Source organism: Variovorax sp. 679, assembly GCF_003952185.1.
In the GTDB taxonomy this organism is placed as follows: domain Bacteria; phylum Pseudomonadota; class Gammaproteobacteria; order Burkholderiales; family Burkholderiaceae_C; genus Variovorax.
Window position 1 is genome coordinate 330,503 of the sequence record NZ_RXFS01000008.1, and the last position, 13,796, is coordinate 344,298.

Consider the following 13,796-nt stretch of genomic DNA (forward strand, 5'->3'; position numbering starts at 1 on the left):
CGCTCACCAGTTCCAGAGCGTGCCGTCGTGCTGCTGCCGGTTCACAGGCAGGTAGGCGCGCTTGTACGGGTATTTGGCCGCGAGCTTCTCGTCGATGTCCACGCCATGGCCCGGCGCCTCGCCCGGATGCAGCATGCCGTCGGCAAAGCTGTAGGCGTGCGGGAACACCGCGTCGGTCTCGTCCGTGTGTCGCATGTACTCCTGGATGCCGAAGTTGGGCACCCACATGTCGAAGTGCAGCGCCGCACCCATGCAGGCCGGCGACAGGTCGGTCGCACCGTGGCAGCCGGTGCGCACCTGGTAGAGCGAGGCCAGGTCGGCAATGCGGCGCAGCTGCGTGATGCCGCCTGCGTGGACCACGGTGGTGCGGATGTAGTCGATCAGCTGGTTCTCGATCAGGTCCTTGCAATCCCAGATGCTGTTGAAGATCTCGCCCACGGCCAGCGGCGTGGTCGTGTGCTGGCGGATCAGCCTGAAGGATTCCTGGTTCTCGGCCGGGGTGGCGTCTTCCATCCAGAACAGGTTGAAAGGCTCCAGCGCCTTGCCCAGCCGCCCGGCCTCGATGGGCGTCAGGCGATGGTGCACGTCGTGCAGCAGGTGGATGTCGGGCCCGACCGCGCTGCGCACCGCGTCGAAGAGCTTCGGCGTGTGCTCCAGGTACTTGGCGGTCGACCAGTCGTGCTCGCTGGGCAGGTCGGAGTCGGCCGGCTCGTAGAACATGGTGCCGCGCCCCACGCCGTAGACCTTCTCCAGGCCCGGCACGCCGCTCTGCGCGCGGATCGCCAGATAGCCTTCTTCCTTGTAGCGCAGCACCTCGTCCACGGTCTGCTCGATGTCGCGGCCGTTGGCGTGGCCGTACACCATCACGCCGGTGCGGCTCTTGCCGCCGAGCAGCTGGTACAGCGGCAGGTTGGCGGCCTTGGCCTTGATGTCCCACAGCGCGGTGTCGACCGCGGCGATGGCGGTCATGGTCACCGGGCCGCGGCGCCAGTAGGCGCCCTTGTAGAGGTACTGCCAGATGTCCTCGATCTGGTGCGCGTCGCGGCCGATCAGGCAGGGGATGACGTGTTCCGTGAGGTAGGCGGCCACGGAGAGTTCGCGTCCGTTCAGCGTGGCGTCGCCGATGCCGGTGAGGCCCTCGTCGGTCTCGATCTTCAGGGTGACGAAGTTGCGCCCGGGGCTGCAGACGATGACGCGTGCGTTGGTGATTTTCATTGCGTGCCTGTTGTGCGTGTGTCTTGTTTGGGGGGAAGAAGAGTGCTCAGCCATTCCAGCCGAGATGGCCGAGGAAGTCGCGCGTGCGCTCCACGGTCGGGTTTTCGAAGATCTGCTGCGGCGGGCCCTGTTCGATGATGGCGCCGGCCTCGAACACCACCACCCAGTCGGCCACGCGCTTCGCGAAGCCCATCTCGTGGGTCACGACGATCATGGTCATGCCCTCCTGCGCGAGCTTCTGCATCACGCTGAGCACCTCGCCGACGGTCTCGGGGTCGAGCGCGGAGGTGGGTTCGTCGAACAGCATCACCTCGGGCTCCATCGCCAGCGCGCGGGCTATCGCCACGCGCTGCTGCTGGCCGCCCGAGAGGTTGGCCGGAAAGTTGCCGGCCTTGTTCGCAAGGCCCACCTTCTCCAGCAGCACCATCGCGCGGGCACGGGCCTTGTCCTCGGACATGCCCAGCACGGTGACCGGGCCCATGGCCACGTTGTCCAGCGCCGTCTTGTGCGGAAACAGCTCGAAGCTCTGGAACACCATGCCCATGCGCTGGCGAACCTTGCGCACCTGCGATTCCTGAACGGGCAGCGGCACGCCGTCGACCAGCACGCGACCGCCGTCGATGCTCTCCAGCGCGTTCGTGCAGCGCAGCAGGGTGGACTTGCCCGAGCCCGAGGGGCCGATGAGGCACATCACCTCGCCCTTGTGCACCTGCAGCGACACGCCGCGCAGCGCCACGAAGTCTCCGTACAGCTTGCGCACGTTCTCGTACACCAGCACCGGCGGCTGGTCGGCGTTCTTGCGCGCAGGCGAAAGTGATGCGATGGGGGCGGTTGCGTTCATTCCTTGACTCCGTACTTGCGGTGAATCCAGTCCACCAGCTTTGCCTGGGGATAGCCCATGAGCCAGTAGATGGCGGCCATGGCGGTGAGCATTTCCAGCACGCGGAAGGTCTGCGCGCGGATCTGCATCGAGGTGTAGGCCAGCTCGCCCACGGCGATGACCGAGACCAGCGAGGTGTCCTTGAACAGCGAGATCCAGGTGCTCGCGATCACCGGCAGGATGCGGCGTGCCGCCTGCGGGATCACCACCTTGAACATCGCCTGCCGCCGCGACATGCCCATGGCGAGCGCGGCCTCCATCTGCCCCTTGCGGATCGAGTTGATGCCGGCGCGGAAGGTCTCGGCGTTGTAGGCCGCGATGTTCAGCACCAGCGCAACCAGCGCCGTGGTGATCGGCGAGAACTGCACGTCGAAGGCCATGGGCATCACGTAGAAGGCCCAATAGATGACCAGGATCAGCGGCAGGTTGCGGAAGAACTCCACGAACGCGAGCGAGACCGACTGCAGCAGCTTGTTGGACGACAGGCGCATCAGGGCGAGCACGATGCCGCCCGGCACCGCCAGCAGCATGGTGACGACCGTCAGGCCCACAGTGAGCGCGGCGCCTTCGAGCAGCGCGGTGCGGTGCGTCCAGATCACGGACCAATCGAAATTCATGTCTGGCTCTTTCCTAGGAGCGGCCGAGGTGCGCGAAGCGGCGGTAGAGCCGGTCCACGCCCCGCGTCACGGGGAACAGGATGCAGAAGTACGCGACCATCACGGCCGTGAACACCTCCACCGGCCGGTAGCTCTGCCCGGCCACGGTCTCGGCGCGGTGCATCAGCTCGGGCACCGCGATCACGGTGGCGATGGCCGTGTCCTTGATGGCGATCGTGAGGATCGAGCCGAAGGCCGGCAGCATCCGCACGATGGCCTGCGGCAGCAGCACCTTGCGCAGGATCTGCGCGCGCGACATGCCCAGCGCCAGCGCGGCGCGCGTCTGGCCCGGGCGGATCGACTCGATGCCGGCGCGGATCACTTCCGCCGCGTAGGCCGCGATGTGCAGCGTGAGCGCGACCAGCGCCGCCCAGAAGGGCGGGAAGGTCACGTTCGCGATGATCGGGAACGCGAAGTAGATCCAGATCAGCACCACCAGCACCGGTATGGCGCGCATCGAGTCGATGTAGAACACCAGCAGCGGCCGCAGCCAGCGCGGGCCGTACAGCCGCAGCAGCGCGATCGCCAGGCCGGCCAGCAGGCTGGTGACCGCGCTGACGATGCTCAGCAGCACCGTCATGCCGAGGCCGCTGGCGAAGAAGCGCCAGTTGTCCACGATGGGGGAGAAATCGAAGTCCATGCGAGGAAGCTCCGTCAGTTGGAAGAGAAGGGCGCGGCCATCGTCAGAACGTGACCATCACCTTCATCGCGCGCTGCCGGTCGGCCGCCAGCGCGAAGGCTTCGTGCACGCGGGCCACGGGCACGGCGTCGGTGAGCAGCGGCGACACGTCGATCGCGCCACGGCTCAGGTAGTCCACTGCCCATGCGTATTCGTCGACGAAGCGGAAGCTGCCCACGAAGGACAGGCTCTTCACCATGATCTGGTTGAAGGGGCAGGCTTCGCTGTTTCCGTTCAGCGTGCCCACCTGCACGATGGTGCCGCGCGGGCGCGTGAGGCGGATGCAGTTGGCCAGCCCGGCGTAGTTGCCTGAGACCTCGAAGCTCGCGTCGACCTGGCCCTTGCCTTCGGCGAGCGCTTCGAGCGCAGCCGGATCCTTCGCGACGTTGATGGTCTGGGTGGCGCCCACGCGGGTGCAGGCGGCGAGCGTCTGGTCGACGATGTCGACCGCGATCAGCCGGCTCGCGCCCGCCAGCTTCGCAGCCATGAGGATCAACGCGCCGATCGGGCCCGCGCCGACCACCATCACCGTCTTGCCCAGCAGCGAGCCCGCCTCCTTCACGGCGTGCAGCGCCACAGCCAGCGGCTCGCCGAAGGCGGCCAGCTCGAAGGGCAGGCTCTCGGGCACCGGCACGCACTGGCTCGCCTCGACGACCACCTGCTCACGCATCGCGCCCTGCATGTGGGGCCACTTGCTGGCGCTGCCGAAGAAATGCACGTTCTCGCAATGATTGGAGGCACCCATGCGGCAGAAGCGGCATTGGCCGCAGGTGCGCGAGGGGTTGACCGCCACGCGGTCGCCGACGCGCACGGAACTGACCTGCGAGCCCACCTCCAGCACCTGGCCCGAAGCCTCGTGGCCCGGCGTGAGCGGCGCGCGAATCAGGAAGTCGCCGACGCGGCCGTGCTGGTAGTAATGGATGTCGGAGCCGCAGATGCCCACGGCCTTGATGCCGACGCGCACCTGGGTGGGTGAAAGCGCCTCGGTGGGAGCTTCCTCCACGCGAAGGTCGCGGGCTCCGTGGATCTGGCAATTCAACATGTTGGGAACCTCGATGAAATGATGGGCAAAGGGTGGCCCGCGGGCAGCGCCGATGGCGGCGGCCCGGAAGGCTCTGTCGGGGAAAGATGGGGCGCCCCGAGAGGGCGCGCCCGGCTTACTTGAGGTTCTGCGTCATGCGGCGCTCCTCGGCGGTCACCGCCGGCTGCATGCGCTGCGCCACCGAGCGCAGCCAGTCGAGGTACACCTGCTGGTCCTTGGCCACGCCCATGCCGGAATCGATCGCGAAGATCTTGCTGTCCTGGCAGTCGTTCTCCTTCGGAAACGCGGCAAGGCCCTTCACCTTCTTGCTGATGTTGGGCCACAGCATGCGGTTGAGCGGCGCCACGTCGGAGCGGCCGGCCAGCACTTCCTCGATGGGCGCGACCGAGCCCGAATTGGCCACGCCGCGCAGCCTGGCCTTGGGGAACTGCTGGCGCACCAGCGGCTCCTCGCCGGCGCCGGAGAAATACGCGACGGTGATCTCGGGCTTGTTGAAGTCCTCCAGCGTCTTCGCGCTCGTGAACTTGGGGTTGTCGGCGCGGCCGAACATGCACACGCCGGTGCTGGAGAAGGTCACGAAGTCGATGATCCTGGCGCGCTCGGCCGTCTGGTTCAGCGGGCCGATCATGATGTCCATCTGGTTGGCCACCAGCGCCGGCACCTTGGTCTCGTGGCTCACCGCTACCGGCACCATCTTCACGCCGAGCAGCTTCGCGAACTCCTTGCCCAGCAGCCACGAGGGGCCGGCCCAGTCTTCTCCGTCGCCGCTGGTGTTCTGCACCAGCCACGGCGGGTTGTTGACCACGCCCACGCGCAGCACGCCGGCCTTGCGGATGGCATCGACGCGCGGGCTGGCGCCGGGCGCGGGCGGGGTCTGGGCCAACGCTGCCGGGCCCAGGGCCAGGAGCGTCGCGGCGATGGCGGTGCGGGCCAGGAAAGTAGCGATCTTCATGACTGTCTTCCTTTGGTGTTGCTGGTGTTCGTGCGGGTCTGCGGGGCCGCTCACTGGAGCCCGCCGACGATGCGTGCCTCGTCGGCGTCGAGCCGCGTCTTCTGCGCCTTCGCGACCTCGCGCAGCCAGTTCAGGTAGGCGGGCTGGTTCTTGTCCACCGCCAGCCCCACGGGCGAGGCCTTCTCGGTGCTCGACTGGCAGTTGTTGTCCTTCGGCAGCACGGCCAGGCCCTTGACCTTGTGCTGCAGCGTGACCCACGGCACGCGGTTGATTGGAGCGGCATCGGCGCGGCGGGCCATGATTTCCTCGACCGGGGCCGTCGCGCCCGAGCTTGCGACCGCGCGCAGCTTCGCCTGCGGAAAGCGCTGCTTCACCCACGCCTCCTCGGCGCCGCCGGTGAAATAGGCGATGGTCACGTCGGGCCGGTTCAGCTCGTCCACCGAGGCGGCCTTGCCCAGCTTCGCGTTGTCGGCGCGGCCGAACATGCACACGCTGGTGGAGGAGTAGATGACGAAGTCCACCACCTTCAGCCGCTCCGGCGTCTCGCCCAGCGGGCTGATGGTCATGTCGACCTGGTTGGCCGCCAGCACCGGAACCTTGGTCTCGTGCGAGACCGGAACGGTGCGCAGCTTCACGCCCAGTTGCTTCGCGTATTCGTTGGCCAGCAGCCAGGCCGGGCCGCTCCACGGCTCGCCCTGGCCGGTGGTGTTCTCGATGAGCCAGGGGGCGTTCTGCAGCACGCCCACGCGCAACTCGCCGGCCTTGCGGATCGCGTCGATGCGCGGGCTGGCGCCGGGCGCGGGCTGGGCGGAAGCGCCGCCCGCGGCGGCGGCCAGCAAAGTCAGGGCGAAGCAATGCGCGGCGATGCGGCATCGCCGATTGACGGTCGATCTCATGGTTTGTCTCCGTGGTTTTCGGGGTGGCTCCGGCCCCGGGGCCGGTCACCGGGGGCCTGCTCTCAGCGCCAGGCTTGCGCGAACTCGCTGATCACGCGCTCGATGTGCGCGCGCATGGCCTTGCGGGCCGCGTCGGCATCGCGCTCCAGCAGGGCGGTGAACACGCGCTGGTGATCGTCCTGCGAGGCGCGGCGCAACGCCGGGGTGTGGAAGTGGGCTTCCAGCTGCGACCAGATCGGCGCCTTGGTGTGGTCCCACACCGCGGTCACCATCTGCAGCAGCACGCTGTTGCCGGTCGACTCGGCAATGCGCAGGTGAAACAGGCGGTCGGCCGCCTCGTTGGCTTCCTTGTCGTGCATCTTCTCGCGCATCTCGGCGAGCGCGGCATAGATGCGGTCGAGGTCGCTGTCCTTGCGGCTCTCGGCGGCCACCGCCGCGATCTCTCCCTCGATCAGGCAGCGCGCGCGCAGCAGCTCGAAGGGCCCCGGGCCGGGCGACAGCGTGTAGGCGGAGGCCGGGGTCACCACGCCGGCCGGCGGTGGTGCGCAGACGTAGATGCCCGAGCCGCCGCGCACTTCGACATTGCCCTGGATCTCCAGGACGATGATCGCCTCGCGCACCAGCGTGCGGCTCACGTTGAAGCGGTCGGCCAGCGCGCGTTCGGACGGCAGGCGGTCGCCCACCTTGAATTCGCCCTCGGTGATGAGGGCGGCGATGCCGGCAGCGAGCTTCTGGTACGAGCGGTCGGAATCCGGCTCGCTCGCAGGCAGGCGTGGGAGTTCGTGGATGGTTGCCATGTGGTGAGCCAGTCTAAAAGTGGTTCACCAATTTACCGATAGTGGTTTACCACTAGGCTGCGCACCAGATGCGGCGCGGACGCCAGGCTCAGCGCTGCACGAGGATGCGCTCCAGTTCCCCGATGTCGACCGGCTTCTGCAGGTGGTGGTCGAACAGCCCTTCGGCCGACTGGCCGCCCACGTCCTGCGCCGAGAACCCGGAGACGGCGACCAGCAGCTTCGGCGTGCCTGCGGCGGTGCTTGCGCGCAGCCGGCGCGCCACCTCGGTGCCGGGAAGGTCGGGCAGGGTGAGGTCGATCAGTGCCGCATCGAAGCTCCCGGCGACGGCCGCGTCCAGCGCCTGCTGCGCTGTGTAGGTACAGAGCGCGGTGTGGTCGTGCAGGGCCAGCACTTCCTGCAGCAGGTCGGCGGAGGCCTTGTTGTCGTCGACGATCAGCACGTTCACGGGAAATCTTCTTTCAGGTCAGGCAGTTGGAACAGACAGTATGGCCGGGCTAGTTTTCCTGCCGCTCGCCGTGGCCGGCATCGGGCGCGCGCAGCGGCAGGTCGACAACGAAGCGCGCGCCTTCGCCCGGCGCGCTCTCCACGCCGATCTGCCCGCCGTGAAGGTCGACGATCTTGCGCGTGATGTAGAGCCCGAGGCCCAGGCCCGCCGCATGCTTGCGGCTCACGTCCGTGCGCTCGAACTGCTCGAAGATGCGGCCCTGGTCTTCCGGCGCGATGCCGATGCCCTGGTCGCGCACGGCCACCTGCGCGGTGTTTCCCATCTGCTGCACGACCATCTCGACCGGCTTGCCGCCACCGTAGCGCAGCGCATTGGTCAGCAGGTTGGTCAGCACCTGTTCGATGCGGAACTCGTCCCACGCGCCGCGCAACTCGGCCGGTGCCGCCAGCGTGATGACCGAGCCCGCGGCCTCGGCCTGATGCCGCAGGTTCTCCACCACCGCTTGCGCCAATGCGGCAAGGTCCACCGGCTGGGGCTTGATCGACAGTGCATCGCGCCGCATGCGGGTGACGTCGAGCATGTCGTCGATCAGCCGCACCATGTTGCGGATCTGCCGCTGGTCGCGCTCGATCATCGCGGGCAGCCGTTCGGGCGCGAAGCTGTCGAGCTTGCCTTTCGACAGGTGCAGCTGCCGCAGCTGCGCCTCGAGGTAGAGCGTGTTGAGCGGCGTGCGCAGCTCGTGCGACACCATCGACATGAAGTCGTCTCGCATGCGCACCGCGTGCTCCAGCTCGTGCTGCGTCTGCTGCAGCTGCTGCACCAGCTCTTCCTGCTTCTTGTGCGCGGCGGCGAGCGAATCCATCTCGTGCCGCAGCGCCTTGCGGTGCTGGTAGAGGTCGACGAACACGTTCACCTTGCTGACCACCGCGTGCGGGTCGAGCGGCTTGTGCAGGAAGTCGACCGCGCCGCTTTCGTAGCCCTGGAAGGCGTAGTTGAGCTCGCGCCCGGCGGCGCTCACGAAGATGATCGGGATGTGCCGCGTGCGCTCGGTGCCGCGCATGAGCTCGGCCAGCTCGAAGCCGTTCATGCCCGGCATCTGCACGTCGACGATGGCAAGCGCGAATTCGTGTTCCAGCAGCAGCGCCAGCGCGGCATCCGCAGAGCCGGCGCGGTATGCGATGCGCCCAGGCGCGCGGATCAGCGCTTCCAGCGCCAGCAGGTTTTCGGGAAGGTCGTCGACGAGCAGCAGCTTGCTTTCGATGTCAATGTTCATGGACAGCCTCCAGTTGGAGCAGCAGGTTGCGCAGTTCACGCAGGGGCAGCACGTAGTCGGGAAGGTGGCGCGCGATGGCGGCGAGTGGCATGGTTGGAATCAGGGCTTCCTTCGGTTCCTGCACGGCGGTGAGCCCGCCGGCCAGATGGATCCGGTGCAGGCCTTCTGCACCGTCGTCGTTCGCGCCGGTCAGCAGGAAGCCGGCGAGGGCAGGGCCGTAGGCGTCGGCGGCGGAGGCCATCAGCACGTCGATGGACGGCCGCGAGAACAGCACCGGCGGTTCGCAGCTCAGCGAAAACGCGCGCTCACGCTCGATCGACAGGTGATAGCCGGGAGGCGCGAAGTACAGGCTGCCGTTTTCCAGCGGCATCTTGTCGTTGGCTTCGTGGACCGGAATGGGCACGCGCTGCGCGAAGATTTCCGCGAGATGGCTCTCGTGCTCCTCGGGCAGGTGCAGCACCACCGCCATCGGAATGTGCCAATCGGAAGGCAGGCCGTGCAGCAGCGCGGAGAGCGCGTCGATGCCGCCTGCAGAGGCGCCCAGCACCACGGCGTCCACGCGCTTGCGAACGGGGGAGCGGAGGTTGCGCTTCATGCGGCTTTCTTGCGGTAGATGCGTTCGGCGCGCGCGTGCGTGTCGAAACGGTCCGAGTAGCCGGAGAAGTCGATGGTTTCCTTCGAGCCCAGTCCGAGAAAGCCGCGATGCGACAGCGACTCGTGGAACAGGCCCAGTGCCCGGTCCTGCAGCTCGCGGTTGAAGTAGATGAGCACGTTGCGGCACGACACCAGCTGCGTCTCGGCGAACACGCTGTCGGTCGCCAGGCTGTGGTCGGCAAAGATCACGTCGGCGCACAGGCTGGGGTCGAAGCGCGCGGCGTCGTAGGCGGCGGTGTAGTAGTCGGAGAACGCGCTGCGCCCGCCCGCGCGCTGGTAGTTGGTGGTGTAGCCGCGGATCGCCTCCAGCGGGAAGATGCCCTGGCGCGCCTTCTCCAGCGAGGCGGGGTTGATGTCGGTGGCGTAGATCTGCGTGCGCGCGAGCAGGCCTTCCTCCCGCAGCAGGATGGCCAGCGAGAAAACTTCCTCGCCCGTGCTGCAGCCTGCCACCCACACCTTGACCGACGGGTAGGTGTGCAGGATCGGCACCACGTGCTGCCGCAGGGCCAGGAAGTAGGCCGGGTCGCGGAACATCTCGCTCACCGGGATCGTCAGGTACTGCAGCAGCAGGCCGAACAGCGCCGGATCGCGCAGCACGCGCTCCTGCAGCGCCGAGATGCTCGGCAGCCCGAGCTGGCCGAGCGCGTGCAGCACGCGGCGCTTCTGCGAGGCCACTGTGTAGTTGCGGAAGTCGTAGCTGTACTTGAGGTAGATCGCCTCCATCAGCAGGCGCAGCTCGATCTCCGTGTCGCTCAGCGGATGCAGTGGCGCAGGCGTGAGCGGGGAGGGACGGGAGGGGGGGCGGCTCACAGGCGCTCCATCTTCGGCATCCACACGCGCAGCAGCGAGAACAGGCGCTCCAGGTCCACCGGCTTGGCGAGGTAGTCGTTGGCGCCGGCGGCCAGGCACTGCTCGCGGTCATCCTTGGTGGCCTTGGCGGTGATGGCGATCACCGGCATCTTCTCGAAGCGCGGGTCGCCGCGCAGGCGGCGCGTGGCTTCGAGGCCGTCCATCTCCGGCATCATGATGTCCATCAGCACGAGGTCGATCTCGCTCACCTGGTCGAGCTTCTCCAGCGCCTCGCGTCCGTTGCGGCCGATCTCGACGATGGCGCCGCGCTGCTCCAGCGCGCTGGTGAGCGCGAAGATGTTGCGCACGTCGTCGTCCACCAGCAGGATGGTGCGGCCCTCGAAGATGCGGTCGCGCCCGCGCGCTGTCTTCAGCATGCCCTGGCGCTCGCTCGAAAGCTCGGCCTCCACCTTGTGCAGGAACAGCGTCACTTCGTCGAGCAGGCGCTCCGGCGAGCGGGCACCCTTGATGATGATCGAGCGCGAGTAGCGCTGCAGCTCGGTTTCTTCGTCGCGCGTGAGGTTGCGTCCGGTGTAGACGATGACCGGCGGGAACGACACGATCTCCTCGGCCGCCATGGCCTTCAGCAACTCGCTGCCCTGCATGTCGGGCAGCTTCAGGTCGGTGATCATGCAGTCGAAGACGCGGGTACGCAGCAGCTCCAGCGCCTCTTCGCCGGAGCCGACGGCCACGATCTCGATGTCGTCGTCGCCGATCAGCCTGATGACGCTCTCGCGCTGCAGCTCGTCGTCTTCCACCAGCAGCACGACCTTGACCTTCTGCGTGAGCTTTTCCTCCAGGCGGCCGAACACCTTCATCAGTTCGTCGCGCGTGGCCGGCTTCAACGCATAGCCGATGGCGCCCATCTGCAGTGCCGCGCCCTGCGCGCCCTCGGCGGCGGACACGATGTGGATCGGAATGTGCCGCGTGTGCGGCGAGTCCTTCAGCCGCTGCAGCACGTCCAGGCCGGTGCTGTCGGGCAGGCGCATGTCGAGCAGGATCGCGTCGGGCAGGAACTGCGTGGCCAGGTCGAAGCCGTCGGCCGCGCCGTGCGCCACGAGGCAGCGGTAGCCCAGTTCGTGCGCCAGGTCGTAGAGGATGTGCGCGAACTGCGGCTCGTCCTCGATCACCAGCACGCGGCGCACCTGGTCGCGGGGCAGGGCGCGGTCATCGGCGAACAGCGGCGCGGGCACCGGAGTCGGGGGCTTGGGGGCCAGCGGAGCCTGCGCATGCATCGGCGCATGCGCGGGCCTCGGCACGTAGACCGGTGGCTGCTGTTGCTGATGCGCCGGCGAGGCCTGCGGCGCCACGGCCGGCAACTGCAGCGTGAAGGTGCTGCCCTGGCCCGGCGTGCTTTCCACGATGAGCGTGCCGCCCAGCAACTGGGTGAGATCGCGCGAGATCGACAGGCCCAGCCCGGTGCCTCCGTAGCGGCGGCTGGTGGTGCCGTCGGCCTGGCGGAAGGCCTCGAAGATGAATTCGTGCTGCTGCGGGTCGATGCCGATGCCCGAATCGGACACCGCGAAGGTGGCGCCTCCGTCGGCGGCCGGCGATACGACCAGCGCCACTTCGCCGTTGTCGGTGAACTTGATCGCGTTCGACAGCAGGTTCTTCAGGATCTGCTCCACCCGCTGCCGGTCGGTGAGCAGCGTGGCCGGAGCGTCGGCCCGCACCTCGAGCCGGAAGCCCAGGTTCTTCTGCGTGGCCAGCGGGCCGAAGGTGCTTTCCAGCCCTTGGGCGAGCTTGGCGAGCGTCACGTCCTCGGGCACCACTTCGAGCTTGCCGGCCTCGACCTTCGCGATGTCGAGGATGTCGTTGATGAGCACCAGCAGGTCGTTGCCCGAGGAATAGATCGACTCCGCGAACTTCACCTGCTCCGGCGTCAGGTTGCCCTGCGGGTTGTCGCCCAGCAGCTTGGCGAGGATGAGTGCGCTGTTGAGCGGCGTGCGCAGCTCGTGCGACATGTTGGCGAGGAATTCCGACTTGTAGCGGCTGGCGCGCTGCAGTTCGTCGGCGCGGTCCTCGAGGTCGCGCTGCACGCGGCGCAGCGCGGTGTTGCGCTGGTCGAGCGCCTCGGTGCGCTCGGAGAGCTGGCTGTTGGTCTGCTCCAGCTCGGCCTGCTGGTTCTCCAGCATGGCCTGCGAGGCGCGCAGGGCGCGCGACTGCTCCTCCAGTTCCTCGTTGGCGGTGCGCAGCTCTTCCTGCTGCACTTGCAGCTCCTCGTTGAGCTGCTGGGTCTCGGTCAGCACATCCTGCAACTGCTCGCGGTAGCGCGCTGCCGCCAGCGAGGTGCCGATGTCGTCGGCCACCAGGTCGACCAGCTGGCTTCCGCGCTCGTCCAGCGCGCCGGGCAGGCCGAGTTCGACCACGCCGTTGACCATGCCGCTGCTCGCAACGGGCAGCAGCAGCACGGATTTCGGCGCCATATCGCCCAGGCCCGAATTGACCTTCAGGTAGTCGGCATCGACCGGGTCGATCAGCATGCGCCGGCGCTCGGCTGCCGACTGGCCGATCAGGCTCTCGGTGGGAGAGAAGACCTGCGGCGTGGCTTCGGCCGCGCTCGAGAAGCCGTAGCTGGCCGCCCGGCGCAGCGGGCCGTGGCGCTCGCGCACATAGATGGCGCCGACCGACGTGCCCAGGTGCCGCGAGAAGAAGGCGAGGATCTTGCGGCCCATGTCCGGCGCGCTCAGTTCGCCGACGAGTTCGCCAACCAGCTCGGTCTGCGCGCCGCGCAGCCAGGCTTCATGGGCAAGGCGGTCGGCGTGGTCGGATTGCTCCTTGAGCACCACGTCGTAGCTTTCCGACAGACGCACCAGCTGGCGCCGGCCGAAGTAGGCCACCAGCCCGGTGAAGCTCAGCGTGAACAGCAGGAACAGCCCGACGACCCACCAGGCGGTGCTGTTGGCGTCGTTGTTGCGCTGGAAGCGCAGGGCCTGCTCGGTTTCCATGAACGCGGTGAATTCGGCGCGCATGCTGTCCATCAGCCGCTTGCCCCGGCCCACGCGAACCTCGGTCTGGCCGTCCTGGCCGGTGCGGTGCGTGTCGATCACCTCCTTGGCGAAGTCGTTCCAGCTGGCCTGGATGGCTGCGATGCGGTCGATGCGCTCCACCTGCTGACGGTTGTCGGACACCAGTTCGCGCAGTGCGGCGGTGTCGCTCTTGATGCGGGTCAGTGCATTCTGGTAGGGCTCCAGGAAGCTTTCGTCACTCGTGATCAGGAAGCCGCGCATGCCGGTTTCCATGTCGATGCTCTGTCGCTGCAGCTCGCTGGCGGCACGGGTGACGCGATCGGTGTGCTCGACCCAGCCGATGGTGTTGAGCAGGAACAGGATCAGCCCGACGAACACCACGGCGCCGAAAAGACCGCCGAAGAGAGGGAGCTTGAGGTTGCGGCTCAGCAGGCGCTCGAAGTCGTCGGGGTCGATGGCGGTTGAAGTCTTCATTGATGCCGTTTCCAA

Annotated in this window: 13 protein-coding genes; all 13 read right to left on the reverse strand. The window is 67.7% G+C overall.

Features of this window, described 5'->3' with window-relative positions:
* Nucleotides 1–3 precede the first annotated feature (3 nt).
* The 13 genes from manD to EJO71_RS22550 all read right to left on the reverse strand — a co-directional run bounded on the left by manD (nucleotide 4) and on the right by EJO71_RS22550 (nucleotide 13,781).
* A complete protein-coding gene (manD, locus tag EJO71_RS22490; RefSeq protein WP_125950878.1) occupies nucleotides 4–1,215 on the reverse strand; it encodes a D-mannonate dehydratase ManD in 1,212 nt (403 codons plus the stop codon).
* A 46-nt stretch (nucleotides 1,216–1,261) separates the two neighbouring features.
* Nucleotides 1,262–2,056 carry an amino acid ABC transporter ATP-binding protein gene (locus tag EJO71_RS22495; protein WP_125950879.1) on the reverse strand — a complete coding sequence of 265 codons (795 nt, stop codon included), beginning with the start codon at nucleotides 2,054–2,056 and terminating at the stop codon, nucleotides 1,262–1,264.
* A complete protein-coding gene (locus EJO71_RS22500; protein ID WP_125950880.1) occupies nucleotides 2,053–2,712 on the reverse strand; it encodes an amino acid ABC transporter permease in 660 nt (219 codons plus the stop codon). Before EJO71_RS22500 ends, EJO71_RS22495 begins: the two co-directional genes overlap by 4 nt.
* Before the next feature lie 13 nt (nucleotides 2,713–2,725).
* Nucleotides 2,726–3,391: an amino acid ABC transporter permease gene (locus tag EJO71_RS22505; RefSeq protein WP_093303117.1), complete on the reverse strand. Its 666-nt coding sequence runs from the start codon at nucleotides 3,389–3,391 to the stop codon at nucleotides 2,726–2,728.
* A 43-nt stretch (nucleotides 3,392–3,434) separates the two neighbouring features.
* Nucleotides 3,435–4,472 carry an L-idonate 5-dehydrogenase gene (locus EJO71_RS22510; protein ID WP_125950881.1) on the reverse strand — a complete coding sequence of 346 codons (1,038 nt, stop codon included), beginning with the start codon at nucleotides 4,470–4,472 and terminating at the stop codon, nucleotides 3,435–3,437.
* Nucleotides 4,473–4,587: 115 nt separating this feature from the next.
* Nucleotides 4,588–5,424, reverse strand: coding sequence for a transporter substrate-binding domain-containing protein (locus tag EJO71_RS22515; RefSeq protein ID WP_125950882.1), 837 nt, complete (start codon nucleotides 5,422–5,424; stop codon nucleotides 4,588–4,590).
* 50 nt (nucleotides 5,425–5,474) lie between these two features.
* Nucleotides 5,475–6,320 carry a transporter substrate-binding domain-containing protein gene (locus EJO71_RS22520; RefSeq protein ID WP_125950883.1) on the reverse strand — a complete coding sequence of 282 codons (846 nt, stop codon included), beginning with the start codon at nucleotides 6,318–6,320 and terminating at the stop codon, nucleotides 5,475–5,477.
* Nucleotides 6,321–6,382: 62 nt separating this feature from the next.
* The gene (locus tag EJO71_RS22525; protein WP_125950884.1) at nucleotides 6,383–7,117 is read right to left on the reverse strand and encodes a FadR/GntR family transcriptional regulator; all 735 of its coding nucleotides are present in this window, start codon (nucleotides 7,115–7,117) and stop codon (nucleotides 6,383–6,385) included.
* Between the two features lie 88 nt (nucleotides 7,118–7,205).
* A complete protein-coding gene (locus tag EJO71_RS22530; RefSeq protein ID WP_125950885.1) occupies nucleotides 7,206–7,562 on the reverse strand; it encodes a response regulator in 357 nt (118 codons plus the stop codon).
* A 49-nt stretch (nucleotides 7,563–7,611) separates the two neighbouring features.
* Entirely contained in the window at nucleotides 7,612–8,835 is a 1,224-nt protein-coding gene (locus tag EJO71_RS22535) for a hybrid sensor histidine kinase/response regulator (protein WP_125950886.1), read from the reverse strand.
* Nucleotides 8,825–9,430: a chemotaxis protein CheB gene (locus tag EJO71_RS22540; protein WP_125950887.1), complete on the reverse strand. Its 606-nt coding sequence runs from the start codon at nucleotides 9,428–9,430 to the stop codon at nucleotides 8,825–8,827. Before EJO71_RS22540 ends, EJO71_RS22535 begins: the two co-directional genes overlap by 11 nt.
* Nucleotides 9,427–10,299, reverse strand: coding sequence for a protein-glutamate O-methyltransferase CheR (locus EJO71_RS22545; protein ID WP_276311676.1), 873 nt, complete (start codon nucleotides 10,297–10,299; stop codon nucleotides 9,427–9,429). The genes EJO71_RS22540 and EJO71_RS22545 overlap by 4 nt, the downstream gene beginning before the upstream one ends.
* On the reverse strand, nucleotides 10,296–13,781 hold the full coding sequence (locus EJO71_RS22550; RefSeq protein ID WP_125950888.1) for a response regulator: 3,486 nt from the start codon (nucleotides 13,779–13,781) through the stop codon (nucleotides 10,296–10,298). The genes EJO71_RS22545 and EJO71_RS22550 overlap by 4 nt, the downstream gene beginning before the upstream one ends.
* Nucleotides 13,782–13,796 lie beyond the last annotated feature (15 nt).